The following is a 26,776-nucleotide window of genomic DNA, read 5'->3' on the forward strand; positions in this document are numbered from 1 at the left end:
CTTGCGCCCACGATACCTGCTTGCCACCCTGCCCTTGCTGGCCCGCCCCGGCCTGGCAGCAGAGGCTGGCACGTCCTTGCCGGGCCCATGGCTGCTTAGCGCCACACTGGCGGTACTGGCAGGGGGGTTACTGTGGCTGGCATGGCGCCACCACCGCCATGCCCAGGCCCTGCAAGTCCAGCACCGGCGCATGCAAAACCAGCAGGCCACCTTGCTGCAAAGCCTGGGGGAAGGCGTGTGGGGCTCGGATATGGACGGGCGCTGCATCTTTGTGAACGATGCCGCGCTGGCCATGCTGGGTTATACCCGCCAGGAGCTGGCACAACGCAGCGCCCACGAGCTGGTGCACCACCATTACCCGGATGGCCGCCCCTATCCGCTGGCCGACTGCCCGGTGACGCATACCTTGCGGGACGGCTTGCCGCGCTCGTGTGACGAGTACCTGATCTGCAAGGATGGCAGCTTTCTGCCGGTCTGGCTGACGGTAACGGCGCTGTGCGAGGACGGCCGGCAAACCGGCGTGGTGACCACCTTCAAGAATATCCGTGCCCAGAAAGCCGCCACCCAGCAGATACACCGCCTGAACCAGGCCTATGCGGCGCTATCGTTTACCAACCAGACCATCGTGCGCGAGCAAGACCCACAGCGCTTGTTCGAGCGTATCTGCGAGATTGCCGTGCAGCACGGCGGCCAGCGCATGGCGTGGATAGGCCGGCACGATGCCGACGGGCAATACCTGCAGCCACTGGCGGTATACGGCAGCGGGGCTGACTACCTGGAAGAAATCACCGTCTGGACGCGGCCGGACAAAACCGAAAGCCACGGTGCCGCCTCGCGCGCGGTGATCGAGCAGCAGCCGGTGGTGATCCCCAGTTTTCGCGAGCTGGCGCGTCGGTTACTGGCCGGGCAGCCAGCACTGGCCGAACAGTGGGTGGAGCGTATCGCGCGCTTTGGCTGGGGCGCTACCGCGGCCTTTCCTATCCGCCACGCTGGCGATGCGCAGCTGGTGCTGGCGGTGTACTACGGCGCCGATTTCGAGTTTGACCAGCAGCTGGTAGACCTGTTCAGCGAAATGGCCAGCGATATCGGCTACGCGCTGGACCGCATCGCCATGCAAGAGGAGCAGGTGCGCAGCCGGCGGCTGGAAGATGCGCGTGCCTTTTTGCTGGAATGCATGAACAGCGACCCGCCGCTGGCGCAGGGCCTGCAGCGGGTGGCCAGCTATCTGCACACCCTGCTGCAGCGCCGTTGCACCTTCCGTCTGCCGGACGATACCGCCCCGCCACCGGCAGGCTGTTTATGTCTGCCTGTCACCGCGCTGGATGGCCATGTGCTGGCCGAGTTGTATATCGAGGGCCAGCCCGACGAGCCGCTGGACCCTCACGACGAGCACTTGTTGCACAGTGTGCAGCACCTGGTGGCACTGGCCATCGAGCGCAAGCAAGCCGTGACACACCTGCAGTTGGCCGCCAGCGTATTCAGCCACTCCAGCGAGGGCATCATGCTCACCACGCCGCAAGGGCTGATTGTGGAAGTGAACCCGGCGTTTTCGCGCATTACCGGCTACCCGCGGGAAGAAGTGCTGGGCCATAACCCCAGCATGCTGTCATCCGGCCGCCAGGAGGCCGGTTTTTACCAGGACATGTGGCAGGCCCTGCGCCAGCAGGGCTTGTGGCAAGGCGAAATCTGGAACCGCCGCCGCGATGGCACCAGCTACCCCGAGATGCTGACCATATCCGCCGTCTACGACAGCAGCGGCCAACTGAGCCATTACCTGGGCGTGTTTTCCGATATTTCCTTGCTGAAACAGCAAGAGGCCCGCCTGCAAAAAATGGCCTATTACGACGCCCTCACCGAGCTGCCCAACCGCGTACTGCTGGCCGACCGCATGCAGCAGGCTCTGGCGCATACCCGGCGCAGCCAGCGCCTGCTGGGCGTGTGCTACCTGGATCTGGATGGTTTCAAGCCGGTCAACGACCGCTACGGCCACCAGATGGGCGACCAGGTGCTGGTGGCGCTGGCCGACCGTTTGCGCCAGCTGGTGCGCGGCGGTGATACCGTCGCGCGGCTGGGTGGCGATGAGTTCGTGATCCTGCTGACCGAGCTGGCCAGCCCGGCGCAATGCGAGCACGCACTGCAAAGCCTGCTGCACGAAATTGCCCGCCCGCTACAGCTGGGCGAGCTGCAGCTGCAACTCACCGCCAGCATCGGCGCCACGCTGTTTCCCTACGACGATTGCGACGCCGATACCCTGCTACGCCACGCCGACCAGGCCATGTACCAGGCCAAGCAAGACGGCAGGCAGCGTTACCAGCTATTCGACAGCCAGCAGGCGCGCCAGCAGCGCGACCACAGCGAGCAGCAAGCCCGTGTGGGCGATGCGTTGGCCGCTGGCGAGCTATGCCTGTACTACCAGCCCAAGGTAAACATGCAGGATGGCCGTCTGGTGGGGGCCGAGGCGCTGTTGCGCTGGCAGCACCCTGAGCTGGGCCTGCTGTTGCCTGGGGCTTTCTTGCCCCTGATCGAAGACAGCCCGCTCATTAGCCGGGTCGGGCAATGGGTGATCGACACCGCATTGGCCCAGCTGGCCGTATGGCAGCGCGACGGCCTGCAGCTGACAGTGAGCGTGAATGTGGCAGCCCGCCAGCTGCAGCAGCCCGACTTTGTCAGCCAGCTGGCGCAGAGCCTGGCACGCTACCCGACCCTGTCACCGCAGTGCCTGGAGCTGGAGATTCTGGAAAGTGCCGCCCTGCACGATATGGGCCAGGTATCGGACGTGATGCAGGCCTGCCAGGCACTGGGCGTCAGTTTTGCGCTGGATGACTTTGGTACCGGCTATTCCTCGCTGACCTACTGCAAACGCTTGCCGGCATCGCTGTTGAAAATCGACCAGTCGTTTGTGCGCGACATGCTGGAGAACAGCGAAGACCGCGCCATCGTGGCCGGGGTGATCAGCCTGGCGCGTGCCTTTGGCCGCGATGTGATTGCCGAGGGGGTGGAAACCACCGCCCACGCACACGCGCTGCGCAAGCTGGGCTGCCAGCTGGGCCAGGGCTACGGTATTGCCCGGCCCATGCCCGCCGAGCTGCTGCCGGGCTGGGTGGCGGCCTGGCCGGCATCGGCAGAATGCCACGCCATGTTGCAAGGCTAGCCGCTATCTGGCGGGGTTGGCCGCAAAACAAAACGCCACTGCCGGCCGGCAGTGGCGTTCGTCATGTTGTCACCGCTATCGCATCGTGGCGTTAGCTGGCTATCTATTTCCCTCTGTACGACTTAGCGCACGGCAACAACAATATCCTTGCTGAACACCTTTTCGCAATACTTGCACTTCATTTTGGTGTCGTGCTCGGTCACGCGCACGCTGAAATGGCTCTGTACCGGCTCCACATGCGACACGCAGTTGGAGTTGGGGCAGGCAAACAGGTCGGTCACTTCGGCCGGTATCGCCAGCTTTTGCTTGCGCACTACCTCGAAGTTTTCGATCACGCTGACGGTGCACTTGGGCGCCAGCAGCGCCAGCTCGTTGGCCTGGCCTTCGGTCAGCACCAGGTTTTCCACCTTGATCAGGTCCTTGTTGCCCATGTGGCCGCTGGACAGGTTCAGGCCCACGGTCACGCGCTCGCCGTAGCTGGTTAGCTCGAACAGGTCCAGAATGCGCAGGCCCAGGCCGGCGGGGATATGGTCGATCACGGTGCCGTTTTTCAGCGCCTCGACATTACGGGCGTAGACTTTTTCGCTCATGGTTTTTCCTTTCACACCGTTTCGTTCAGTACCAGCGACAGCAGCGCTTGGCGGGCGTACACGCCGTTTTTCGCCTGCTCGAAATAGTAGGCGTGCGGGGTGGCGTCCACGTCGGTGGCGATTTCATCCACGCGCGGCAGCGGGTGCAGGATCTTCATATTGGGGCGGGCGTTGCGCAGCATGTCGGCGCGCAGCACGAACTGGCCCTGTATCTTCTGGTATTCCGCCTCGTCAAACCGCTCGCGCTGTACACGGGTCATGTACAGGATATCGATGTGCGGGATCACTTCTTCGATGGTGCTGGCAATGGTGTAGCTGATGCCGCGCTCGTCCAGCTCTTCGCACAGGTAGTCCGGCATGGCCAGCGCTTCGGGGCCGACAAAGTAGAACTTGGCGCCGAACAGCGACAGCGCCTGCGCCAGCGAGTGCACTGTGCGGCCGTATTTCAGGTCGCCGACAAAGGCCACGGTCAGGTTATCCAGCCGGCCCTGGGTTTCGCGCAGGGTGAACAGGTCCAGCAGGGTTTGCGACGGGTGCTGGTTGGCGCCGTCGCCGCCGTTGATGATGGGCACGGCGGAGAATTCGCTGGCCACGCGGGCAGCGCCCTCTTTCGGGTGGCGCATCACGATGGCATCGGTGTAGCTGCTGATGATGCGCACGGTGTCGGCCAAGGTTTCACCCTTTTTGGTGGAAGTGCTGGCGGCGTCGGAGAAGCCGATCACGGTGCCGCCCAGGCGCTGCACGGCGGTTTCGAACGACAGGCGGGTGCGGGTAGACGGCTCGAAAAAGCAGGTGGCGATCAGACGGCCCTGCAGCAGGTCGGCGCGCGGATTGGCTTTCAGGCGCGCGGCGGTTTCTACCACCAGCTCCATTTCAGCCCGGCTGAAGTCCGGGATGGAGATAATGTGCTTGCGATAAAGCGGGTTGGGCATGGCGGGTCGCTCCGGCAGATGACAAAAACAAGGCTGAAAAAAAAGCCCCTGAGCAATCAGGAGCTTTTTTTACAAAAACGGTCGGGCCCGGCAGCATGTCGATCACGGCCGGCAACGGCAACGCCTCGCGCCAGGGCGACAAAAGCGGCAGTGCGTGGGCGGGAAGGAATCATGGTGCGGCTCGCGAACAAAACTGCGGGATTATACGAAATATGGCGGGGCGTGGGTAGGGGCTAGCCTGCCAGCAGGCGGCAGGCCAGTATGACAAAGCCGGTTGCCAGCCATGGGCGCCAGCGTGGGCCAATTAGCTGGGCGGGGGCCCCCAGTAGCAAGAGCAGCAGCCACAGGCTATTGAGCAGGCAGAACAGTAAACCCGGCAGCAGCAGGCCGCTGATACCACTGCCGGGTGGCGCAAATGGCGGGGAGAACACGGCAAAAAACAGAATGGCTTTCGGGTTCAGCAAGGTAAGCAGCAGGCTGTGGGTGAAGGCATGATGTCCTGCCCTTGTGCTGACTGCTGTCGGTGGGCGCCATAGTGTTGCGGCCAACCATAGTAGATACAGGGCGCCTGCCCAGCGTAGTAGCAGCTGCGTTGCGGGCCATTGCTGTAGTACGCCGGCCAGGCCGGCGGATACCGCAACGACCAGTATCAGGTCACCACACGCCAGGCCGGCGATGGCGATGAGGCCTGCGCGTTTACCGCCGCGAGCGCGGGCGCCCAGTACCGACAGGGTGCCGGCACCTGGTGTCAGGATTAGCGTAGCGCAGGCAAACAGGTAGGCGGGCCAGTCCATGGCGGCTTTCTTGCGGGGGATGCCACAGGGTAAATGAATAGGGTGTCATGCAAAAAGCCACCCGTTACCGGGTGGCTTTTGCTGGGGGCTAGATTCTGCTGCTTGTCTTATAGCCGGAAATTGCTCACCAGCCGCTCCAGGTTGCCGGACAGCTCGCGCAGTTGCTCTACCTCGCTGCGCACCTCGCGTGCGATGTCGCTGTTGGTGTGTGCCATATTGCTGATGCGTTCCACGTTCTGCGCGATCTCGGTGGTGGCACTGGACTGTTCGCGGGTGGAAGACGCAATGTCGCCAATCGACATCACCAGGGTGTGGCTCTTTTCCTGCACCGTTTGCATGGCCTGGTTGGCCGCATGGGCAATGTCCACGCTCACCGCCACCAGGTCGCGGCTGTGTTTCACGTCGGCCACTGCATCGCTGGTTTCGCTGCCGATGGCGTTGACGATGCGGCTGATCTGCACGGTGGCTTCGGCAGTGCGCCCGGCCAGGTTGCGTACCTCATCGGCTACCACGGCAAAGCCCCTGCCCTGCTCGCCGGCCCGGGCGGCTTCGATGGCGGCGTTCAGCGCCAGCAGGTTGGTCTGGTCGGCAATGTCCTTGATCACGTTGACGATGGTGTTGACCTCTTGCGAGCGCTCACCCAGCGCGCCCATGCGGTCGGCCAGCGCCTGCATGCTGCTGGTCATGCGCTGGATTTCGTCGGTGACCTGGCCCACGGTGGCCACGCTCTTCTCGGTAAGCTGGCCGGTTTCGCGCACGATGCTTTCGGCGTCGCTGGCCGAGTTGGCAATGTGCTGCACGCTGACGGTGACCTCTTCCACACCGGCGGCGGTGGCGCTGGCCGCGTCGGACTGCTGCGCCGAGGCCTGTTCTACCTTGATGGCACTGTCGGCCAGCTGCCCGGCGCTACGGCTCACGGCCAGGCTCTGCTCGCGCACGTCGATGAACATCTCGCGCAGGCTGTCGATGAAGCGGTTGAAGGCGTCGGCAGTGTGGCCGATTTCATCACGGTTGCTGACATGGATGCGTACAGTCAGGTCGCCTTTGCCGCTGGCCAGCTGCTCCATGGTGTTGGCCAGGGTGTTCAGCGGTCGAGTCAGTGCACGTACCACGGCGGCCAGCACCAGCAGGATGATGACCAGCGCCACGATGCCAATCACGATGGCCATATTGCGCTGGCTCACGGCCGATTCGGTAATGGCTGCGGTGGGGATGGATACGCCCGCTGCCCAGTACTGGCCGGTTTCGCCTACCTTGATCGGGTAAAAGAAGTGGGTGAAGCCGCTGTCTTCGTAAACGAAGCTTTCGCCTTTCTTGATCTTGTCTGCGTTAGCCGCCAACGGGTCTTCCTTGGCCAGCGGTTTGCCTACCAGCGCGGCATCCGGGTTCACCACGTACAGGCCACCTTCGGACACCATACGTACATAGCCGGTGTCGTACAGCTTCACGCTGCCATACTTTTTCTGCAGGGTATCCAGTGCCAGATCGGCCGCGGCGACGCCGATGAATTTGCCGCTGCCGTCCTTGATGGCCACGGCCAGCGAGCTTTCAAGTACCTGTTTGCCCTGTACTTCGTAAAAGAACGGCTCGGTAATGGTGTCGCGGCCACGGGTTTTCGGCACGTAGTAAAAGTCACCCCAGCCCGGCTTGTCGTAGTCCGGTACGTATTCGGTGAGTTTGTCTTTCCATTCCGGAAACTTCTCGACCCGGTCTTTGGACATCATCACGTCTTGCGCCGCTTTGCCGTCTGCGCCCCGCGTCATGTAGGGGCTGTAGCGCCCGGACGGGTCGTGCCGTGGCCAATCCAGACGGAACTGGTCGTCTTTGCCATCCAGGGCATTGGGTTCGTACAACATCCACATGCCGATGATTTGTGGCTCGGCATCCAGCACGCTAAGGATGGTGTTATCGATGACTTTGCGGTCTACCACGCCGGCACGCTGCATGCCGGCTACCGCATCTGCCAGGTGTTTGGGCGTGGCAAAGCCGCGGCTCAGGTCCCCCGTGACGGCATCGGCAAAGCGCCCGGCTTGCTCGGACGCCAGCTGGTAGCCCTGGTTCTTGGCCGAGTCGTAGCTTTGCTTGGCGATGAGCCCGATCATGCTGCTGAAACCTACCGCAATTGCCACCCCGGCGACCAGGATAATGCGGTTGCCCAGGTGTCCCCACTTGGCTGTTTTTCCCATATGGCATTCCTTGTGCTGAGTCAGGGCGGTACTTGGCTTGAAGAATAGGAGCCCGCCGTAGGTATTTCTACGTATTCTTTTAGAAATACCTTACGCCTGACCGTTGCGGTTGGATAGAAAATGATCAGCACCGGGCGGGGCCGGGTGGACAATGCACATGAAATACAACAGACTTTGTCGGGTCTGCCCGTGCATTCGTCTGCGCAAAGTCTTAAATGAGACTTGGCATTACGTGCCGATGGCTTCGATAATTAACTACTGCGATGCAGGTAGCTGTTTCGGTTTGATGCCTGTAGCCTTGGCGACCCGTTTGGTGCGCCGCTTCACTCTTTTTATAGCTGCCAGTAATTAAATGATTAAGTGTATAGATGTCTCGGATCTGAAAGTCGGCATGTTCGTGCATGACCTGAACTGCGACTGGGCTTCTCACCCCTTTTTTCGCAAAAGCTTTTTGCTGAAGCAGGACAGTGAGATAGCCAAGATTATCGAAGCCGGCATCCATGAGGTGTATATCGACACCCAAAAGGGGCTGGACGTTCGGCACGCCCGTACCGAGCAGGAAGTCAAAGAAACACTGCAACAAGAGATGCTGGAGATCGCCAGCAAAGAGCCCTCGCCCATCATCCAGGTGTCTTTTGCTGACGAAATGGGCCGCGCCGCCCGCATCAAGACACAGGCGCAGACGCTGGTAAAAACAGTGATGCAGGACGTGCGCCTGGGCAAGGCGGTGGAGCTGGAGCAGGTGGACCCGATGATCGAGTCCATTACCGAGTCGGTACTGCGCAACGGCGGCGCACTGACGACCCTGCTGCGCATCAAGAACAAAGACGATTACACCTTTTTGCACTCGGTCAGTGTCGGCACGCTGATGATTGCCTTTTGCCGCTCGGTAGGTATGGACCGCGAAGCCATCCGCCAGGCGGGCCTGGGCGGCCTGCTGCACGATACCGGCAAGGCACTGGTGCCGGACGAGGTGCTGAACAAGCCCGGCCGGCTCACCGACGAAGAGTTCGATATCATCCGCCGCCACCCTGGCGATGGCCATGCCATTTTGTTGAAGACACCAGGTATTGGCGAGATTCCACTGGATATCACCTTGCATCACCACGAGCGGGTGGATGGCAGTGGCTACCCGCACAAGCTGCCGGGCGAGCAAATCACCACCATGGCCAAGATGGCCGCCATCGTGGACGTATACGACGCCATTACCGCCGACCGTTGCTACCACAAGGGCATGTCGGCTACCGACGGCCTGCGCAAGCTGTACGAGTGGAGCAAATACCATTTCGACCCCAAGCTGGTGCAGGCTTTCATGCGCTGTGTGGGGATCTATCCTGTAGGGACGCTGGTGTTGCTGGAGTCTGGCAAGCTGGGTGTGGTGGTGGAGCAGAATGAAGGCAACCTGCTGCAGCCGACGGTGAAAACCTTTTTCAGTACCCGCAGCGGCGTGTATCAGTCCCCCGAACTGGTGAACCTGGCCAAACCACTGGGCTTTGGCGGGGGCGACAAGATTGTCAGCCATGAAGACCCGGCAAAATGGAAGGTAAACCCGCTGCGCTTTTTATAAGCGCGCAATAGCGTTTGCCAAGACAATGCGGCCAACCTTGTTACCAGGGTTGGCCGCATTGTCTTGGGGCGTGCCGGCTTACAGTCTGACCAGCTCGCGGTCGTTGCCGCCACGGCGTTTGGCGCGGTACATGGCGCTATCGGCCTGGGTCAGGATATCGCGTGGCATGACACTGCCGCTGGTAAACAGGGTAATGCCCACCGAGGCGCTGACGCTGTTGGGCAGGCTTAGCCCCTCTACCGGGCCGGACAGCGTGGCGATGATCTTGCTGGCGACGGCGCGGGCGCCGCTCTCATTGGTGCTTTCCAGCAGGACGGCAAACTCGTCACCGCCTACACGGATCAGCAGGTCACTGGTGCGGACGACACCGCGCAGGCGCGCGGCCATGGTAGACAGCACGCGGTCGCCAATGACGTGACCGTGCACGTCGTTAATGGCTTTGAAACGATCCAGGTCCAGAAACAGCAAGGCGCACAGCCGTGATGCGGTGTCCTTGGCCAGGTTGTCCAGCTTCAGTTCCAGGTAACGACGGTTGGCCAGGCCGGTGAGCGAGTCACGGTGGGCCAGCTCGGTCAGGTGGCCTTGCAGCAGCTGCAGGCGCTGGGCTTCCTGGCGGCGGGCGGTGACATCGTGGTGCGTTTCCAGCAGGCCATCCAGCTCGCCTTGTGCATTGAATAGCGGCGCCAGGGTAATCTCAAAAAAGCGTTGCTGGCCAAAGCTGTCGGTACAGGTTTGTTCGGTGGTGACAGGTTTGCGCCATTCGATTACCTGCTGGCGCGGGCAGGGTTTGTCGTCGTCACAGGGTTGGCTGCTGCCGTGGATATAGTGATGGCATGGCCCGTGTTTTGGCTCGCCATACTGGCGACGGGCTTCGGCGTTGGCGTATTCCACGGTATGGTCTGGCCGGAACAGCATGACGGGATGGGGCAGTAAATCCAGGATTTGCTGCAGCCGTGCTGCGTCCGGGTGGAGCTGGCCGGTTGGCGGGGTAAGCGAGTGGTCAGATAGCGTCATGTCCGCTCAAGTGGCTGTCTACAAAAAGAAATAGGTTAACAGTTGCTTGAAATCGTCATGACTTGTGTTTTAAATTAAATGACAATTAGTGGCTATTTGGTAAAAAACAGCTGCATGCTTTTATAAAAAAGGCTGATCAATAGACCAGCCTTTTGTCATTTATGCAACACTGCTATTTGATCAGCTCGATACTGAGTGAGCCGTCGCCGTTATCGCTTGCCAGGGTGAGTTCCGGGTGGCGTGCCAGCACGGCGCGGGCACCGGCACCCGTACTAAAGCGCAGGCCGACACCGGCTACCGGCAAAATGCGCCAGTTGTTGTCGCGGCTGGGGTTCACGGTACCTTTACTGGCCAGGTAGCGCGCCAGTGCTTCACGGTTTTCATCTGGGGCATCAATGACGATTTGCTTGCCGTTGAGGCCGGCGAAGTTGCCACCGCCGCTGGCGCGGTAGTTGTTGGTGGCCACCAGGAAGGTCTGGTTGTCGTCCAGCGGCTGGCCGTTGTAGCGCAGGTTCACGATGCGGCGGGCTTCTGCCGCGACCAGCTTGCCATCCATGTCATAGCGCGAGGGCTGGGTGACGTCGATGTCGTAGCTCACGCCGTCGATGGTATCGAAGTTGTACGAGCGGAAGTCCGGGTTGATCAGCGCCTGGGTGGCCGGGCCTTGCGGGTTGATGCGGTTGAACTGGCCGGCGGAGCGTTCCAGCCATTCGCGTACGTCGCTGCCTTTTACCTTCACCACTTTCAGGGTGTTGGGGTAGATGTACAGGTCGGCCAGGTGCTTGATGGCCAGCGGGCCGGCCGGAATATCGGTGTAGTAGCCCCAGCCCTGGCGGCCACCCGCCTTGAACGGCGCGGCGGCAGACAGCAGCGGCAGCTTCTCGTATTCGGTGCCGCGTACGGCGTTTTGCACATACCACAGCTGGGCTTGCGACACGATCTGTACCGACGGGTCATCCGCTACCTGGGCAAAGTAGCTGTAGATGGGGGCGGTGCTCTCGGCCACGCGGCCGCGCACGTAGGTCAGGGTATCGTCGTGCACATGACCAATCAGCTCGCGCACCATGGGGTCGGCATCTACGGTGGGCTTTTTGGCTTTCTTGTCGAAGATGGGGCGCAGGCTGGCTTGCTGGTCGACCACTTTCCAGCTGCGGCCAACCTTGTCCAGGGTGAGGTCGATGACGCCCAGGTGGTCGCCCCAGCGGCCGGGCATGGTGGCGGCCACGCCGTTGATGGTGCCTTTGTCGATATTCACTTTGGGGTAGTCGGCAAACGCCTTGGATGGAAACTCGGCGTGGGCGTGGCCAAACAGGATGGCGTCAATGCCCGCTACCTCGGCCAGGCCGGCTACCGAGTTTTCGGCAAAACGCGGCTGTTCACCCTTCTCGAAGCCGGAGTGCGCCACCGCTACCACGATGTCGGCGCCCTTTTTCTTCATTTCCGGCACGTAGCGGCGGGCGCTGTCCAGGATGTCCTGCGCCTGCACGCGGCCTTCCAGGTTGGCTTTATCCCACATCAGGATCTGCGGCGGTACGAAGCCGATCACACCGATGGTCAGCGTGTGCGTCTTGCCGTCTTCGTCCTGTACCTTGCGCTTGAGCAGGGTGTAGGGCTGTACCAGCGGCTTGCCGGTTTTGGCGTCGGTGACGTTGGCCGACACATAGGGGAAGGCAGCACCTTTCAGCGCCTGCTTCAGGAAAGGCAGGCCGAAGTTGAACTCGTGGTTGCCGATATTGCCGGCGTCGTAGCGCAGCGCGTTCATCACGGTGTAGGCCGGGTGGGTTTCACCCTTTTTCAGCGGTTTGACCTTGGCCACCAGGTCGCCCATCGGGCTGCCCTGCAGCAGGTCGCCGTTGTCGATCAGTACGCTGTTTCTGGCTTCGCTACGCGCGGTCTTGATCAGGCTGACGGTTTTGGCCAGGCCAAAATCATCGGTGGCTTTGTCCTGGTAGTAGTCGTAGTTCACCAGGTTCATGTGGATATCGCTGGTTTCCAGCAGGCGCAGCTTCACCGGGGCGGCCCAGGTGGTGCTAACGGCCATGGCCAGCAGGCTGGCGGCAAACAGTTGGCGTGTCATGGTGTGCTTACTCGTGTTGGTAGCCGGTCGGGTGCCGGCTGATGGCGCGAGTGTGCAATAAGTGCCGCCTGCCTGACAACGCAGCTTTAGCCCAGTGCGCGGCTGCCGTCGGCCGGGTACTTGCGGGCGTTCTTCTGCAGCTTGTCTGCCACGGCGGCGTTCAGGTCTACGCCTGTCACATCGGCCAGTCGCACCAGGTACATCAGCACATCGGCCAGCTCTTCCTGCAAGTGGGTGTAGTCGGCTGGGTTGGCCGCAAGGTTGGCGGCCTCGGCGTCGGTTTTCCACTGGAAGATCTCGGCCAGCTCGCCGACTTCGCCGGTGAGCGCCAGCATCAGGTTGCGCGGGGTGTGAAACGGCTGCCAGTGGCGGGCGGTGGCAAACTCGCGCTGGGCGGCGATCAGGCCGTCTACGTTCACAAGGTGGGTCATGCGGTGTCCTTCATGGGGCGGGTACAAGGCAAAACGCCCTGCACAGGCAGGGCGTGGTGGTGTCGGCCAAGTTGGCCGCTTACAGCAGGCCTTCTTCCTTCATCGCTTGTTGCACTGCCGGGCGGGCAAAGATGCGGGCGCTGAACGCCTGCAGCGCCGGCCAGGCGTCCAGGTTGCGGCCAACGTATTTGGTCCACGACAGGCATACGAACAGGTAGCCGTCGGCCACGGTGTAGCTGTCGCCCAGCAGGTAGTCTTGCTGGCCCAGCGTGGCGTTGAGCGCGTCAAAGCGGGTGGTCAGGCGCTGCCAGGCGGCTTCTTTGACCGCCTCGTCCTGGCTGTAGAACATGGGCGAGAAGCCCTTGTGCACTTCGGTGGAAATGAAGTTCAACGCTTCTTGCAGGCGGTAGCGTGCCAGCGTGCCGTTGGCCGGAGCCAGGTTTTTCTCGGGGGCCTGGTCGGCAATGTACTGCACCAGCGCCGGGCCTTCGGTAAGGATCTCGCCGCTGTCCAGCTGTAGTGCCGGTACATAGCCCTTGCTGTTGATGGCGCGGAAGTCGGCGCCGCTTTCGGTGAGGCGTGGCTCGGCGCGCAGGTTCACTTTTTCGAACTGGTACGGCAGGCCGCTCTCGGCCAGGGCAATGTGCGGGGACAGCGAGCAGGCACCGGGGGAGTAGAACAGTTTCATCTTGTATCCTCAACGAAGGGGGCCGTATTGCCCTCCCGACCGGGCGGGCAATGGACTAACCCATCATGGTGATGGCTGTGGCCGATTTCAAGTCTCGTCCATCTCCACGTGGCGCAGGTCGTGGTATTCGTGCTCGGCCAGGCCTTGTTTCCAGTAGCCAACCAGCCGCGTACGGGCACGGCTCGTACGGCCGGCGGCGATGAAGTGCGCGCGGATGGCTTTTACCACGCCGGACTCGGCCGCGGTCCACAAGTAGGCATCTTGCCACTGGCTGGCGGGCAGCGCCGCCAGCGCCGGTAGCAGCGCGTCTACAGCGGGGTTCACTACCCATTGCACGGTAATACCGGCCGGGTGTTGCAGCGCGATGATCTCGTCCTCGGCCGGTACTGCCAGCAGCGCGTGGCCGCAGGTGTCGGCGGGCAGGCTTTCCAGCAGCGCGCTGGCCGCAGGCAGTGCGCACAGGTCGGCCAGCAGCAGTAGCTGCTGTTCGCCGGCCAGGTCCAGCGGTGCGCGCGGGCCCATCACCGACAGCGGGTCGCCGGGCTGGGCGTGGCGCGCCCAGTGCGAGGCGGCGCCGTCCGGTTCGTGCAGCAGGAAGTCGATGTCCAGCTCCAGCGCATCACGGCGAAAGTGGCGCACGGTATAGGCGCGCGAGGCGCGGCCGCCGCCGGGTAGCGCAAAGTACAGCTTGATGTTGGGGCCGTTTTCCACGTGAAACACGGCCAGTTCCGGGCAGCTTACCGTGATGCGGCGCATGCGCGGTGTGAGCTGCGCCACACGCAGCACGCGTGTATCAAAGTGGTACAGCGGCATGCTGTGGCTACTCATGGTGTGATCCTGTGCACGTCTGGCGTGGGCCTAGACGTCGTTCTTCTTGCCAAACAGCACGCGCGGCGCATTGCCCTGGCTGGTGTGTGTGCGTGGCGGGCGGGCGGGTTTGGGGGTTTTCAGCTGGATGTACAGCGCCTCGACTTCGGCTCGTGCCCATGGCGTGCGGCGCAGAAAGGTGAGGCTGGACTTGATGCTGGGGTCGCTGTTGAAGCAGCGGATTTTCACCAGCCTGCCCAGCTGCGGCCAATCATAGTGCGCCACCAGCTCGTTCAGCAGCGCTTCCAGGGTAACGCCTTGCAGCGGGTCTTTAGGGGCGGGTTTGTCGCTCATCAGGTGCTCCGGCGGCCGTGATTGGGGTTTTTGGTATAGGCGCAGTAGCCCGGGCGCGGGCCGACCTTGGGGTGGTTGCGGCAGGTGTTGGGGCGCAGTTCGTAGATGGTGCACAGCCGGGTTTTCTGGTCCAGGTACATGCAGTCGCCGTTGGCGCGGCGGCTGAGGGTGAATACTTCGTACTTGAAATTGAAATGCTGGATGATGCGCTGCTTTTCCAGACGTTTGGCGATGTTCTTCACCGGCTCTTGCAGCTCGAACTCGTCCACAATGCCCATGCGCACCAGGTCTGGCAGCTTTACCTCTACCGGCATGCTGCAACAGGATGCCATGCAGTCGCTGCACAGCCCGTTTTTGTATTTCACCCAGGTATCCAGGCGCTCGATATCAGACACACATCACCCTTAAAGCATTGAATTCAAAAAACAATCCGCCAGCTGGCGAAAGCTGCGCATTCTACGGGCTGGGGTGGCGGGTGGCAAGACGACGGGCTGGAGACCACCTGATAGTGGGGAAATCCCACATTGCTCATGGGGCATTTTCACCGTATTTCTGGCAGGGCTTGCACAATAAAAATCAGGCAATAGCCATTCCGGTGAGAGAAAACATGAAAATCGTATCAAAAATAATAGCTATTATTATCAGTAGTAGTCTGGCATTAGCACTAGTGGGTAGTTTGGGTGTCTGGAAAATCAATGAGGCCGAAAAACGCTTTGATTATTTTACAGACAATATCTTGCCCAGCATTCATATTCTTAATGATTCAAAAAATGATATCTGGCAAGTACGCGTATTGTTCTGGAAACACCTGGCAGAGCCTGATGTGAATAGAAAAAAGCAATACGAATCAGATATTTATGCACTGTTTGATGATATAGACAAAAACTTTTCGCAGTATGCCGCTTATGTGGTGGATGAGCAGGACAAAAACCTGTTCGAGCGCAGCAAAGCCATTTATGCAGTATATAAGGCGGAACTCAAACCCATGCTGGACTTATCACGCGCTGGCAACATGCAGGCGGCAGTGCAGATTGCCAGTGGTGGCCACGGGAATGACCTGATCAAGGTATGGGAAGAACATATTGCGTATAACGACCAGCTCAGCAAGCAGACCGACGATGCCAATGCCGATGCCACCCAGCGGGCAAAGCTGCAATTTGCCTTGATCGTGCTGGCGGCGATTGTGTTGCTGGCGACAGCGGGTGGTTTGCTGTCACGTTCCATTCGTCTTGGCTTGGCCCGCTTGCAAGGCGCGATCAGTGATATTAGCCGCGACCTGGATTTCCGCCGCCGTGTGGGCTGCGATGGTCGCGATGAGGTCAGCCTGGCGGCGGGTGATTTTGATGGCCTCACTGCCCGACTGCAGCAAAGCTTGCAAAGCCTGCAAAGCGGTATTGTGCAAGTCTCCGCAGCCTCGCAACAGTTGCAAGATGCTTCGCAGCAGGTGGCCAGTAGCGCCAGCCAGCAAAGCCATGCCTCAGCGCAGATGGCTGCCGCTGTAGAGGAAATGACGGTCAGCCTGAGCCACGTGGCAGACCGGGCCAGTGAAGCACAAGCCTTGTCTGCGGCTGGCGCGCAGCAAGCGAGCGAGGGCGAGCGCGCGATCGAGCAGGTAGTCAGCGATATCGGCACCATTGCCAGTACGGTGAGTGATACTGCCACGCAGATGACGGTTTTGGCCGAGCGTAGCCAGAATATTGCCTCGGTGGTCAGCGTGATTCGCGATGTCGCAGACCAGACCAACCTGTTGGCCTTGAACGCGGCGATCGAGGCTGCCCGCGCTGGCGAAAGCGGTCGCGGCTTTGCCGTGGTAGCGGATGAGGTGCGCAAGCTGGCGGAACGTACGGCGGCGTCTACGCAGGAAATCGGCCAGATAATCCAGGCAATTCAACAAGTCAGCGGTAATGTGGTGACACAGATGGACCAGGCAGTAACGCAGGTCGCACGCGGCCAACAGGGTGTGGTGTCGGCCCGCGTCAACATACTGCAGCTGCTGGAGGGCGCCCGTCAGAGTGCCTGTCTGGTCACGGACATCAGTAATGCCATCCTGGAGCAAAGTGCGGCGACCAATAGCATCGCCAGACAGGTCTAGCAGGTAGCACAGGGTGCTGAAAGCAATAGCGAGGCGGCGGGCAGGGCCGCAGGCCTGGCCGACACGCTGGGCACGGTGGCGGTGCAGATGCGCGAAGAGGCCAACCGCTACCGCGTGTAGTGTACGCAGCAGGCTGGTGGCGACTGGCCAGCCATATTGTTTCTCTTTCCACTCATCAGGCCGGTGCGCATGCACCGGCTTTTTCACGCCTACCTGCCTGGGTTGTTACGACGTAGTGTGCGTTGAAGCCACAACGGTCTGTCTGCTTAAATCTTTGAAAGAACAAGGTAAAAGCAGACGGGTGTGCTGCGGCGCTTCTTCACACACCTCTGCGCGCTGGCCACACCTGCATCTAGTTCGATAAATGAACACTTCATGACATGATATATTCCTTACGCTTTTTTGCGCCTTATAAGATATGCAATAAGAATCAATAGCCTATAGCGGCACATGGCGGCGCAAACAGGCAAACCTGTCGTATCTACTCAAGGGCACTGCAATGAAGATCGTATCGAAACTTATCCTGGCGTTTGTCTGTAGTTGTTGTGTGGTGATTGCGGTGGGGCTGGCTGGGGTATTCAAGCTGAACCAGGCTGACGAGCGCTTTGATTCTTTTACCGGCAACATCCTGCCCAGCGTTGAATTGCTGGGCAAAATCGGCAACCTCACCTGGTCTGCCCGCAATGAGGTGTGGAAGCATTTGGCTAACGCGGATGCTGACGCCAAGCTGAAGTCGGAGCAGGTCATCAACACGCGGCTGGATGAGGTGGAGCAATCGCTGAAAGCGTACGAGCCCATGGTGGTGGATGCCGAAGACAAGCGCCTGTTGGAACAAACCCGCCAGTCCCTGCGAGTCTATCGTGACGGCCTGGCGCCGACATTGGCGCTGTCGCGTAACGGCGAGCAGCAGGCAGCGGTGGCCCGTGCGCTGCAAGGGCGCGGTAATGCACTGGTAGCGGCACTGGACGAGCACGTAGCGTACAACCGCAAGCTGGCTGAACAGCTGCAACAAGCCAACCGCAATGATGCCCGCACAGCACTGATCCAGCTGGCCGTGGCGCTAGCGGTTGTGGTGGCTGCGATGGCTGTGGCTGGCACGCTGCTGTGTCGCAATATCTCCGGTGGCCTGGGCCGCATGCAGCAGGCGATTGAGGGGATTAGCCGTGACCTGGACTTTACCCGCCGTGTCAGCCTGAGTGGTCAAGATGAGATCGGTAGCGCAGCCAGTGCATTTAACCGCTTGCTGGAGCGTTTACAGCACAGCCTGCACACCGTTCAGGCTGGCATCAGCCAGGTGTCCGGCACCGCCGGCCAGTTGCAGCAAGCCTCCGGTAGCGTGGCCACCAGCGCTAGCCAGCAGAGCAGTGCTTCGTCGCATATGGCGGCCGCGGTAGAAGAAATGACGGTCAGCCTCAGCCATGTTGCTGACCGAGCACGTGAAGCCCACGCCCTGTCGGCAGAAGGGGCCAGCCAGGCTACCCAGGGTGGCCTGGCTATCCAGCAAGTGGTGAACGACATCGGCAGTATTGCCACCACGGTGAGCGATACCGCTGGCGAGATTAGCCAGCTGGTAGAGCGCAGCAAGAATATCGAGTCGGTGGTGAATGTGATTCGCGAGGTGGCCGAGCAGACCAACTTGCTGGCCTTGAATGCCGCGATCGAGGCTGCGCGTGCTGGCGAGAGTGGGCGCGGTTTTGCCGTGGTAGCTGACGAGGTACGCAAGCTGGCCGAGCGAACAGCGTCGTCTACCCAGGAAATCGGCCAGATCATCCAGTCTATCAGTCAGGTGACAGACAATGTCGTGAACCGCATGGACCAGGCTGTGGCGCAGGTAGCGCGTGGTCAGCAAGGTGTGGAGGCGGCGCAGCAAAACATCGCCCGCCTGTTGCAGGGGGCGCATGACAGCGCACAGGTGGTGCAGGAAATTGCCGAAGCCATCCGCGAGCAGAGCATGGCCACTAACAGCATTGCCCAGCAGGTCGAGCAGGTAGCACAAGGTGCCGAGGCCAACAGCAGCGCTGCTTGCCAGACTGCCAACCAGGCTGAGACGCTGGATCAGCTGGCAGCACGGATGCAGCAGGAAGTACGCGCCTACCGGGTGTAAGCGGGGGCAAACAAAAAAGCCGGCACGCGATGCCGGCTTTTTTGCGCCTGTGCCCTAGGCTTGGGGCTCGTCCGGGATTAGCCGCTTGCCCAGGCTGACCGCCTCGTCCTGCGCGTAGCCCAGCTGCCGGTAAAAGGCCAGTACGGCGGTGTTGCTGCTGCGGACCTGCAGGTTGAGCTTAGGGCAGCCGCGTGCCAGCAGTGCCGCTTCGATATGCGCCATCATGGCGCGACCGTAGCCCAGCCCCTGCGCGCCGGGTTGCACGGCCAGGTAGTTTACCCAGCCACGGTGGCCGTCGTAGCCGGCCATGGCGCTGGCCACCAGCCGGCCATCCGCCACACCTACCAGAAACAGCTCGCGCTGTACGGTGAGCTTGCGCTGGATGTCGCGCAGCGGGTCGTTCCACGGCCGTGTCAGGCCGCAGGCCTGCCACAGGGCGATGACGGCGTCGGTATCGGTGTCGGTAAACGGGCGAATCTGCATGGCGGTATCCCTGCGCTATGGATACGGCATCATGGCATGTGGGGCGGCGTGCGGCCAACCTTAGCCGATGGGGGCATCAAAGCGGCGGGCAAAGGTAAACGCGGTCGGGCCGGGGCCGTGTTGTGCCAGCTGCGCCAGTCGGTCGGCAGCTTCTGCCAGCGTGGGGCGGTGGCCGTGCGGTACCCACCACAGTACTTGGGCGGGGGTGTCCATGCGGGCAAACCACTCGCGGCGGCGGCGGAAGAAATCCACGTGTTCGCTGCGGTAGGCAAAGTCGGCCAGCGTATCGATGCTGTCCCACACCGACATATTCACGATGACCTCGTCGCCAAACGGGCGGAAGGCAGTAGCATCGCCGCCCTCGTCTTTCAGCCGCCACACAAAACCGGGCGAAGCCTCGCCCAGCGCATTGATGCGCTCAAGGTTGGCCACAAAGTCGTGCAGCGGCGGTGAATCGAGCGGTGCCAGCAAGGTGGCGATATTGAGCTGGGCGAGCTGGTAGGCGGGCATGGCAGTCTCCGGTGGGGGATGCCATGCAGATGATGCCGGGCGGGCAGGTTTCAAGTGCATCTGGCCAGCAAAATCAATGACCTGTACTGCATTGCCGCATCAGCCCGGCGCTTTGCTGCTTGTTGTGGCGCCGGCTTAGTCGTCGCGCGTCAGTACGCTGAGTAGCTCGATTTCGAACAGCAGGTTGCTGTTGGGCGGGATCATGTCGCCCACCTGGCGCTCGCCGTAGGCTAGCGCTGCCGGTACCCACAGCTTGCGCTTGCCGCCCACGCGCATGCCGGCCAGGCCGATGATCCAGCCCTGGATCACGCGTTTGTTGCTGAGGATGCACTCGAACGGCTGGCCCTTGCGCTGCGAGCTGTCGAACTCGGTGCCATCTTCCAGCCAGCCGGTGTAGTGCGCGGTAATCAGCGCGCCGCGCTCGGCGGCTTTGCCCTCGCCCACGATGATGTCTTCGATTGTTACGCTGTCGCTCATGGTGGCCTCCCGTTAAGTGAAGGCGGCATTTTAGGCGCAGTTGGCCGCGCTTTCACCTGCGGCGTGCCCGCTGCCGTGTTTCGCCACGCGCCTCGCGCTCGAACGGGTTATCCACGTATGGCCGCCGCCCGCGTAGCCACAGCCACAAGCTGGCCGCCGGGTAGGCCAATAGCAGTAGGCCGCCCCAGCGCTCGTACTGGCGCACATGGATATGCTCGTGTTGCCGCCAGTGCGCCAGCACCGCCGGGCTGATGCCCACGACCACATGGCCCAGGGTGATGGCGCAAAACGGCAGCCGGGCGAGCGGGCGCCACGGCGGGGCGGCTACCTCCAGCACGCCGTTTTCCCGCTGTGCGCGGCCGCCGGCCAGCAGCAGGGGCAGCGCCAGCAGCAGGCCGACGGCGCTGGCGGGGGCGGCCCACAGGTAGCGTGCAAGGCGGCGCATGCTTAGTAGCGCTCCACTGCCACCCGCCGCGCGGGCGGGTGGTAGTCTTCCGGCCACCAGTCTTCTATGCGCCAGATCAGGCCGTCTTTCAGCGTAAAAAAGGCGATGCCGGTCAGCGTGTGCTGTTCCACGTGGAACGCGGTGGAGGTCACGGCGCTGTCGCCGTCAGCGATCAGCCGGGTAAGGCTGACTGTCCAGTCTCCCGGGTAGGTGGCGTAAAAGGCGACGAAGGCGTCGATACCGCGTATCAGCTCGCGCGTTTGCGGCACGCGGTATTCGATGCCGGGGTGCAGTGTGCTGGCAAACGCCGCCCAGTCGCGAGCATTGGCCAGCGCCCAGTGGCGGGTGATCAGGTCTGCTGTGGATGACATGGTTTTTCTGTACAAGGTTGGCCGCAGCGGGCGCTGCGCCTTTGCGGCTTAATCGACAATAAACAGCGTGGCGCCCACCGGCGTGGACGAGCGGTGCGGCTCGGCGTGGTCGGCTACCTGGTAGCTGGTGCCCGGTGTCAGCATGTAGCGGCGGCCGTCTGCCAGCTCGGTGTGCAGCTCACCGCTCAGGCACAGCAGGATGTGGCCTTTGTGGCACCAGTGGTCGGCCAGGTAGCCGGGGCTGTATTCCACCATGCGCACGCGGATGGCGCCGAACTGTGCCGTACGCCACCAGGCGGTGCCGCTTTCGCCCGGGTGTTCGGTACGCGGGATGGCGGCCCAGTCGGTGGTGCCGAAGGGGATGTTGTCTAGTTGCATGTGGGTTCCTGGCTGGCTTGCGCGGCGTGGTTTTCGCGCAGGTGGAAGATATTGCCCTCCGGGTCGTGGCCGTTGCACACGGTAAAGCCCGGCCCCTGGTAGCGTTCGCGGTACAGCGCCCCGCCCTGTGCTGCGGCCAACTGTGCGGCATCGGCCAGGCTGGGCACGGTAAAGAACAGCTTGATGGCTTGTTCGCTACGCGGTTGCGGCGGGGTGTCGATGTGCACCTTGGCCGCAATTTGCGGCGGCATGGCGTGCACGATGAGCTGGAAGTCGGCGTTGGCCAGCACCTGGTGCTCGGCATCGCCGTGCAGCAGCTGCATCCCCAGTAGTTGCTGGTAGAAGGCGGCCAACTGTGGCAGATGGCGGGCGTAGATCAGCGCGCCGGCGCGGGCGGGACCTGGCATGGCAAGCTCCTGTCATGGGCAAGCCTGTACCCTACCCCAGTTGCACCGGCTTTGTCCTCTGCCGCGCAGGCCTAGGTGGCCACGCTGCCGGCGGTGGGTAGCGGCTGCTGGTAGCCCACCGGGGCGTCCAGCTCGGACAGCCACACCACCAGCATTAGCAGTAGCAGCACCAACAGCATTTGTAGCGGCCAGCGGGTGGCCGGGTCGCGCCACAGGCGTTGCCAAAGCTTGCGCATGACCGTGCCTATTTCAGCGGTGGCAGGCCGCGTGCCAGTCCGGCGGGCAGGCGTGGCAGCAAGGCGCGGCGGCAGTGTTGCCAAAAAGCAGACAAGGTGAGCAGGCCGCCACCGATCAGCAGGCCGGCCACGGCAAAGCCATCGGCTGCTAGGCCCGCGGTTTGCAGCAGGTGGCTAAAGGCGTACAGCACGTAAGCCAGGGCCGACACCATCAGCGCGCGGCGGTCGATGGCCAGCGATACCAGGGCAAACAGCCCGTACAGCCCCAGTACCACCACCAGTGCCGGCAGCCCGGCGGTGCCTTGCAAAATGCCCAGCATGTCAAAGAAAGAATGCACCATCAGCGGCGCAGCCAGCAGGTGCAGCCAGAAGGCCACGTCGGACTGGCGCTGCAGGCGCGCCGGGTCTTGTTGGTCCCAGTACATGGCCAGCACAAAGGTGGCCACGCCACCGGCCAGTATCATGGGCGCGGCGTACAGCCGCAGGCCCGGCATGGCGCTGATCAGCAGGCCAATGATCATCACCAGCAGTGCGCCGGTACCGGCGGCCACGGTGAGCGGTACGCGAAAGCGGCGCCAGTGCAGCCAGGCCGCCAGCGCGGCACTGCTGCCGCCGGCCAGCACCATCAGCTCGTCCGGCCGGTTTGCTTGCCCCAGCAGCGCGAGGATGGCCACCGGGCAGGCCGCCACAAACGCGCCCAGCAGGGCAATGGCCGGCAGCGCCATACGGCGGCGGCGGACAAAGTACTCGGCCAGCCCCCATGCCACGGCGGCTACCGCCACGGCACCGGCGGCGGGTGCCAGCAGGCTGCCCAGCCAGGCGACCGAGCCCAGCAGCAGGATGCAGGCGATCACCACAAAAATATCGTTAAAGCCGGACAGCAGGCGGAAGTGTTCTTCATCCGCCAGCACGGTGTGCTGGCGCTGTGCTACCAGGCTGCGGAAGTCGCGCACGGCATCCTGGCTGAAGATGCCGGCGTTTACGGCGGCGTTCAGGTCGTCATCGCTATACATGGAGGGGCCCGGGCGGCGTAGCCGCGTGATGGTGGGCACCCATTATTTGGCCAGCATGGCCTGGCGGCAAGCCTGTGTGCCGGTTCGATAGTGGCGGCTTGTCGTGGCAGGCCTGGCTGGCAAAGGTTGGCCGCAGGGGCGGCTTAGCCCAGGCCGGGTAGCCCGCCGGCCAGCTCCAGCAGGATGGCGATGCTCACCAGGCCAAACAGCAGTGCCGTCACCGCGTTGACTGCCCGCTGGCTGCGCGCCAGCAGAGCCTGTGCGCGCGGTGTGGACAGGCACAGCGCCAGCACGCCAAACCACAGTAGCGACAGCAGGCATAGCTCGGCGGCCAGCAGCGCCCGGCTGCCCATGCCGACCTGTGGCGACACCATGGCCGCCAGCAAGCCCATGAAATACACCAGGGCTTTGGGGTTCAGCAGGTTGGTTGCCAGCCCCATGCGCACCCCCTGCCCCAGGCTGCCCTGGCCACGGTGGCCGCCGTGCTGGCGGCTACCTGCGCCCGCCTGTACCGCCTGCAGCGCGCCCCAGGCCAGCCAGCCCAGGTACAGCGCGCCCGCCAGCTTGATGGCATTGAACAGCCACGGCGCACTGGCCACCAGCAGGCTGATGCCGGTGAGGCTCAGCAAGCTGTGCAGCAGGATCGCCAGCGCAATGCCTACTGCCGCACCCAGCGCCAGCGCGCGATCGTGGCAGGTACGCAGCATCAGCGCAAAGTCGGGGCCGGGGCTGGCCAGCATCACCAGGTGCAGCGCACCCAGGGTAAAAAACAGTTCGGCAGGCATGGTGTGTTCCACGGTTCAGTCAAGGTGCCCAGTGTGCAAGCCGCGTGGTGCCCTTGGCTTGTAAACCATTGCACGCTGGCCGCGGGCTTGTGTTGCCGCATGTTTCCGGTTGTATGCCAGGCAGACAAACTGCCGATACACCGGCGCTGCACACTGTCTGGCTGGCGATGCCGCAGGAGACTCATCATGAACGCCGTTTTACCCATGCTCTGGCCGGTAGCGCTGCTGGCCGCCTGCACTGCTACGGTACCGCCGCCTGCACGGGTACCCACGGTGAGCGTGATGCCGGGCAAGCGCCAAAGCTTCGAACAATTCTTGCTGGATGAACCACGCTGCCGCCGCCACGCCGCGGCTCAGGGCGGCCAGGCCGGCGCACCCGTATTGGCCGATAGCGCCGTAGCCGGCACGCTGATCGGTGCCGCAACCGGTGCGCTGCTAGGCGGCCACCGGCAAGCTGCGGCCAATGGTGCGGTGGCGGGTTTGCTGGCGGGTGTGGTGTCCGGGCAGCGCGCCAGCCAGGATGACGAGGTACGCCAGCAATACCAGTACAACCTGGCGTACCAGCAGTGCATGGTGGCCAAGGGCCATACCGTGGAAACCGCCTCGTCGGCGGCCTGGCGCAGCGGCCATGCCCCGCCGTGGTATGTGCAGCCAGCCGCCGCGCCAGCGCAACAGGGCTGGTATGTGTTACCTGTGGCGCCGGCCAACGCCCCGCCAGTGGCACCGGGCTGGGTCGTGGTACCCGTGCCCCCGCGTGCCCCGTTGCCGGGGTCGCATTAGGGCCGGCTGCCCGTCATCTGCTGGCGGAACTGTGCCGGGGTCAGGCCGTAGGCCAGGCGAAAGCCATGGTGAAAATGGCTCTGGTCAAAAAAGCCCACCGCCAGCGCCACCTCGCTCACCGGTAGGCCGCTGGCCAGCAGCTTTTTGCCCTGCTCCAGCCGCAGGCGTTTGAGCCAGGCATACGGGGTAATGCCGGTACGCTGTTTGAACTGGCGCAAGAAGGCAAAGCGGCTTAGCCCCAGCTGGGTGGCGAGGTCTTCCAGCGTGTGACGGGCGTCCAGCTGCGCCATCAGGTAGTCGCGCAGCTGGTGCAGCTGTGGCGTAGACAAACTGTGCGGCTGGCCCGGCAGGCTGAACAGCGTGGCCAGCAGGCGCAGTGCTTCTTCTTCGGCTTGCAGCGGGTCGGTGGCGGGCTGCTCCAGCCAGGTGTGCAGGCGGGCAAAGCCGGCGTACAGGTCGGGCCGGGCCAGTAGCGGTGTGGCAAAAAAACGGTTTTCCGCCTGCGGCAGCAGAGCGGCCAGCTGGGCTGGCGGCAGCGAAAACACGCGTACCTCGTAGCCTTCCGGCAGCAGGCTCAGGCCGTCGTGCACCTCGTCCGGGTTCACGGTGGACAACGTACCGGCTACCAGCGCGTGGCTATTGCCCTTGTGGATAAAGCGCTGGCCGCCGAACTGTACCAGGCCGATGTGGTAGTCCAGGTGCACGTGGCGGCCGTAGCTGAAATCCAGATGGCGCGCGCGGCATAGCTCCACCCCGGGCAGCAGCGGGGTTTGCCAGTAGCGGATGGTGGAGGCGGCGGTAGTCATGCCTTACTGATAGCGCAAATCACCGCCGTGCGCTTGTAGATTATTGCGGCCAACCCTGTGCCGGACCTTGCCCGCGCGCTTACAGCGGGGGGATCAGCATCAGCATGCGGATCAGGTCTGGCTGGCGGCTTTCCCCTGTTTTCTCCAGCACCTGGCGCAGCTGGGTGCGCACGGTATTCACCGATACGCAGTTGGCCGCAGCGTAGTGTTCTACTGTCTGGCCGCTGCCCAGCGCGTGTGCCAGCCGGGCTTCGGCGGGGCTGAGGCCAAACAGCTCGCGCAGCTGGCTGGCCGGGGCCACCCGTTGCTGGCGCGTATGGTTGAGGATAAGCAGATAGCGGGTGTGACAGCTTTCCCAGTCGGTTTCCGGTAGCCACATGACGCTGCGGCTCACCGGCAACAGCAGGCAGTGCAGTGCGCCACTGGCCTGTGGCTGACGGTAGCTCACGGCATGGCCCAGTAGCCGGCATTGTTGTAGCAGCCGGTACAGCTGCCCATCGCGCTGCAGGCCGCTGGGCCTGACGTCGTCTGCCAGCTGCGGTAGCAGGGCCTCGGCCTGGCGGTTGGCGTAGCGCAGCTCGCCCTCTTCGCCCAGCCCGGCCACGCCGTATTGCAGGTGCTCCAGGGCATGCAGGCCGATGGCAGCACGCTCGCGCAGCGCCTGGGTTTGTTCGCGCAGCTGCAGCATTTGCACCACGTGCGGTAACAGCAGTCTGATCACGGCCATTTTGTCCTGGTCAAACGGCTTGCGGCCCAGAAAGTGGTGAAACGCCAGGTGGGCATTCTGTTGCTGGTTACGCATCACGCAGCCACCACCCACGTAACGCCCGCCATGCGGAATCAGCCACTCTTGATAGAGGGCGCTGCGCGAGACAAAGGCATCATCAAAATATTCGGCGCAGCAGTACGCCTCGCCTACCGGTTTTTGGCGTAACAAGGCTTTGCGCGGGTCGATGCCGGAATAATGCTGCTCGTAGCTTTCGGCGGCTGGCAGGAAGGCGTCATTGGTATAGACATTAAATAGTGTGTGACGCTGATCGTTGCTGTTGATCATCAGGTGCACCAGATCTACATCCAGCAGCCGTTCCAGCTGGCGCAGGACCAAAGGCAGCGCTGCCGGGGTGGCGATGCTGGCATAGAGTTCGGCAATCAGGGGGGAAAGTTGTTCTAGCTGTAGACGAGCCATGGCGATGTGCGCAGTTTTTATCGCAGCATAGCTTAGCAAGCTCCCATTTGTAATTTTTTACAGCAAATTGCACTCATTTTGTATAAGTTGTGTTGGTTGGCTGACAAATCAG

The 26,776-nt window shown here is 62.5% G+C and carries 28 protein-coding genes; 5 read left to right on the forward strand and 23 right to left on the reverse strand.

Going from position 1 to position 26,776, the window contains the following annotated elements; genetic code table 11:
• Position 1: 1 nt before the first annotated feature.
• A complete protein-coding gene (locus ACZ9XP_RS08660; protein WP_170253654.1) occupies positions 2 to 3,151 on the forward strand; it encodes an EAL domain-containing protein in 3,150 nt (1,049 codons plus the stop codon).
• A gap of 122 nt (positions 3,152 to 3,273) precedes the next feature.
• Here the strand turns inward: ACZ9XP_RS08660 and pyrI are convergent, their stop codons facing one another.
• The 4 genes from pyrI to ACZ9XP_RS08680 all read right to left on the reverse strand — a co-directional run bounded on the left by pyrI (position 3,274) and on the right by ACZ9XP_RS08680 (position 7,653).
• The gene (pyrI, locus tag ACZ9XP_RS08665) at positions 3,274 to 3,741 is read right to left on the reverse strand and encodes an aspartate carbamoyltransferase regulatory subunit (protein WP_017507672.1); all 468 of its coding nucleotides are present in this window, start codon (positions 3,739 to 3,741) and stop codon (positions 3,274 to 3,276) included.
• A gap of 11 nt (positions 3,742 to 3,752) precedes the next feature.
• The gene (pyrB, locus tag ACZ9XP_RS08670; protein WP_147685364.1) at positions 3,753 to 4,673 is read right to left on the reverse strand and encodes an aspartate carbamoyltransferase; all 921 of its coding nucleotides are present in this window, start codon (positions 4,671 to 4,673) and stop codon (positions 3,753 to 3,755) included.
• Between the two features lie 233 nt (positions 4,674 to 4,906).
• Positions 4,907 to 5,467: a LysE family translocator gene (locus ACZ9XP_RS08675; RefSeq protein ID WP_465188283.1), complete on the reverse strand. Its 561-nt coding sequence runs from the start codon at positions 5,465 to 5,467 to the stop codon at positions 4,907 to 4,909.
• Between the two features lie 107 nt (positions 5,468 to 5,574).
• Positions 5,575 to 7,653, reverse strand: coding sequence for a methyl-accepting chemotaxis protein (locus tag ACZ9XP_RS08680; RefSeq protein ID WP_147685360.1), 2,079 nt, complete (start codon positions 7,651 to 7,653; stop codon positions 5,575 to 5,577).
• Between the two features lie 352 nt (positions 7,654 to 8,005).
• On the opposite strand from ACZ9XP_RS08680, the gene ACZ9XP_RS08685 reads away from it, so the two are divergent.
• Positions 8,006 to 9,220 (forward strand): HD-GYP domain-containing protein, encoded by a 1,215-nt coding sequence (locus ACZ9XP_RS08685; protein WP_147685358.1) that lies wholly within the window; start codon positions 8,006 to 8,008, stop codon positions 9,218 to 9,220.
• A 78-nt stretch (positions 9,221 to 9,298) separates the two neighbouring features.
• On the opposite strand, the gene ACZ9XP_RS08690 is transcribed toward ACZ9XP_RS08685, so the two are convergent.
• The 7 genes from ACZ9XP_RS08690 to ACZ9XP_RS08720 form a co-directional block, all read right to left on the reverse strand.
• On the reverse strand, positions 9,299 to 10,234 hold the full coding sequence (locus tag ACZ9XP_RS08690; protein ID WP_147685355.1) for a diguanylate cyclase domain-containing protein: 936 nt from the start codon (positions 10,232 to 10,234) through the stop codon (positions 9,299 to 9,301).
• 172 nt (positions 10,235 to 10,406) lie between these two features.
• The gene (locus ACZ9XP_RS08695; protein WP_147685353.1) at positions 10,407 to 12,311 is read right to left on the reverse strand and encodes a bifunctional 2',3'-cyclic-nucleotide 2'-phosphodiesterase/3'-nucleotidase; all 1,905 of its coding nucleotides are present in this window, start codon (positions 12,309 to 12,311) and stop codon (positions 10,407 to 10,409) included.
• 86 nt (positions 12,312 to 12,397) lie between these two features.
• Positions 12,398 to 12,742 carry a nucleotide pyrophosphohydrolase gene (locus ACZ9XP_RS08700; protein ID WP_147685351.1) on the reverse strand — a complete coding sequence of 115 codons (345 nt, stop codon included), beginning with the start codon at positions 12,740 to 12,742 and terminating at the stop codon, positions 12,398 to 12,400.
• A 79-nt stretch (positions 12,743 to 12,821) separates the two neighbouring features.
• The gene (gstA, locus tag ACZ9XP_RS08705; RefSeq protein WP_147685348.1) at positions 12,822 to 13,430 is read right to left on the reverse strand and encodes a glutathione transferase GstA; all 609 of its coding nucleotides are present in this window, start codon (positions 13,428 to 13,430) and stop codon (positions 12,822 to 12,824) included.
• A gap of 87 nt (positions 13,431 to 13,517) precedes the next feature.
• A complete protein-coding gene (locus ACZ9XP_RS08710) occupies positions 13,518 to 14,258 on the reverse strand; it encodes a siderophore-interacting protein (protein ID WP_147685346.1) in 741 nt (246 codons plus the stop codon).
• A 30-nt stretch (positions 14,259 to 14,288) separates the two neighbouring features.
• On the reverse strand, positions 14,289 to 14,591 hold the full coding sequence (locus tag ACZ9XP_RS08715) for a VF530 family protein (protein ID WP_147685344.1): 303 nt from the start codon (positions 14,589 to 14,591) through the stop codon (positions 14,289 to 14,291).
• Positions 14,591 to 14,986, reverse strand: coding sequence for a YkgJ family cysteine cluster protein (locus ACZ9XP_RS08720; RefSeq protein WP_147685342.1), 396 nt, complete (start codon positions 14,984 to 14,986; stop codon positions 14,591 to 14,593). The genes ACZ9XP_RS08715 and ACZ9XP_RS08720 overlap by 1 nt, the downstream gene beginning before the upstream one ends.
• 113 nt (positions 14,987 to 15,099) lie before the next feature.
• On the opposite strand from ACZ9XP_RS08720, the gene ACZ9XP_RS08725 reads away from it, so the two are divergent.
• Entirely contained in the window at positions 15,100 to 16,683 is a 1,584-nt protein-coding gene (locus ACZ9XP_RS08725) for a methyl-accepting chemotaxis protein (protein WP_465188284.1), read from the forward strand.
• Positions 16,684 to 17,182: 499 nt separating this feature from the next.
• Complete coding sequence (locus tag ACZ9XP_RS08730) at positions 17,183 to 18,787, forward strand: HAMP domain-containing methyl-accepting chemotaxis protein (RefSeq protein ID WP_147685340.1); 1,605 nt, start codon at positions 17,183 to 17,185, stop codon at positions 18,785 to 18,787.
• A 54-nt stretch (positions 18,788 to 18,841) separates the two neighbouring features.
• On the opposite strand, the gene ACZ9XP_RS08735 is transcribed toward ACZ9XP_RS08730, so the two are convergent.
• The 10 genes from ACZ9XP_RS08735 to ACZ9XP_RS08780 all read right to left on the reverse strand — a co-directional run bounded on the left by ACZ9XP_RS08735 (position 18,842) and on the right by ACZ9XP_RS08780 (position 23,892).
• A complete protein-coding gene (locus tag ACZ9XP_RS08735; RefSeq protein ID WP_147685338.1) occupies positions 18,842 to 19,270 on the reverse strand; it encodes a GNAT family acetyltransferase in 429 nt (142 codons plus the stop codon).
• A 60-nt stretch (positions 19,271 to 19,330) separates the two neighbouring features.
• Positions 19,331 to 19,780: a DUF3291 domain-containing protein gene (locus ACZ9XP_RS08740; protein ID WP_147685336.1), complete on the reverse strand. Its 450-nt coding sequence runs from the start codon at positions 19,778 to 19,780 to the stop codon at positions 19,331 to 19,333.
• Between the two features lie 135 nt (positions 19,781 to 19,915).
• Complete coding sequence (locus ACZ9XP_RS08745; protein ID WP_147685334.1) at positions 19,916 to 20,257, reverse strand: FKBP-type peptidyl-prolyl cis-trans isomerase; 342 nt, start codon at positions 20,255 to 20,257, stop codon at positions 19,916 to 19,918.
• A gap of 52 nt (positions 20,258 to 20,309) precedes the next feature.
• Entirely contained in the window at positions 20,310 to 20,702 is a 393-nt protein-coding gene (locus ACZ9XP_RS08750; protein WP_147685331.1) for a hypothetical protein, read from the reverse strand.
• A 2-nt stretch (positions 20,703 to 20,704) separates the two neighbouring features.
• Positions 20,705 to 21,073, reverse strand: a complete 369-nt coding sequence (locus ACZ9XP_RS08755) for a nuclear transport factor 2 family protein (RefSeq protein ID WP_206211250.1) — start codon at positions 21,071 to 21,073, stop codon at positions 20,705 to 20,707.
• A 48-nt stretch (positions 21,074 to 21,121) separates the two neighbouring features.
• Complete coding sequence (locus tag ACZ9XP_RS08760; protein WP_147685329.1) at positions 21,122 to 21,451, reverse strand: DHCW motif cupin fold protein; 330 nt, start codon at positions 21,449 to 21,451, stop codon at positions 21,122 to 21,124.
• Complete coding sequence (locus ACZ9XP_RS08765) at positions 21,442 to 21,858, reverse strand: VOC family protein (protein ID WP_465188285.1); 417 nt, start codon at positions 21,856 to 21,858, stop codon at positions 21,442 to 21,444. Before ACZ9XP_RS08765 ends, ACZ9XP_RS08760 begins: the two co-directional genes overlap by 10 nt.
• Positions 21,859 to 21,929: 71 nt before the next feature.
• The gene (locus ACZ9XP_RS08770) at positions 21,930 to 22,094 is read right to left on the reverse strand and encodes a hypothetical protein (protein ID WP_465188286.1); all 165 of its coding nucleotides are present in this window, start codon (positions 22,092 to 22,094) and stop codon (positions 21,930 to 21,932) included.
• Between the two features lie 8 nt (positions 22,095 to 22,102).
• The gene (locus ACZ9XP_RS08775) at positions 22,103 to 23,107 is read right to left on the reverse strand and encodes a hypothetical protein (RefSeq protein WP_465188287.1); all 1,005 of its coding nucleotides are present in this window, start codon (positions 23,105 to 23,107) and stop codon (positions 22,103 to 22,105) included.
• Between the two features lie 143 nt (positions 23,108 to 23,250).
• On the reverse strand, positions 23,251 to 23,892 hold the full coding sequence (locus ACZ9XP_RS08780) for a LysE family transporter (RefSeq protein ID WP_147685321.1): 642 nt from the start codon (positions 23,890 to 23,892) through the stop codon (positions 23,251 to 23,253).
• Between the two features lie 186 nt (positions 23,893 to 24,078).
• Here ACZ9XP_RS08780 and ACZ9XP_RS08785 point away from each other — a divergent pair, with 186 nt between their 5' ends.
• Complete coding sequence (locus ACZ9XP_RS08785) at positions 24,079 to 24,672, forward strand: glycine zipper family protein (RefSeq protein ID WP_147685319.1); 594 nt, start codon at positions 24,079 to 24,081, stop codon at positions 24,670 to 24,672.
• On the opposite strand, the gene ACZ9XP_RS08790 is transcribed toward ACZ9XP_RS08785, so the two are convergent.
• Both ACZ9XP_RS08790 and ACZ9XP_RS08795 read right to left on the reverse strand, forming a co-directional pair.
• A complete protein-coding gene (locus ACZ9XP_RS08790; RefSeq protein WP_147685317.1) occupies positions 24,669 to 25,478 on the reverse strand; it encodes an AraC family transcriptional regulator in 810 nt (269 codons plus the stop codon). The two genes, ACZ9XP_RS08785 and ACZ9XP_RS08790, sit on opposite strands and share 4 nt — an antisense overlap.
• A gap of 79 nt (positions 25,479 to 25,557) precedes the next feature.
• Positions 25,558 to 26,664 carry a helix-turn-helix domain-containing protein gene (locus tag ACZ9XP_RS08795; RefSeq protein WP_147685315.1) on the reverse strand — a complete coding sequence of 369 codons (1,107 nt, stop codon included), beginning with the start codon at positions 26,662 to 26,664 and terminating at the stop codon, positions 25,558 to 25,560.
• Positions 26,665 to 26,776: the final 112 nt, after the last annotated feature.

The organism is Vogesella perlucida, assembly GCF_979366545.1.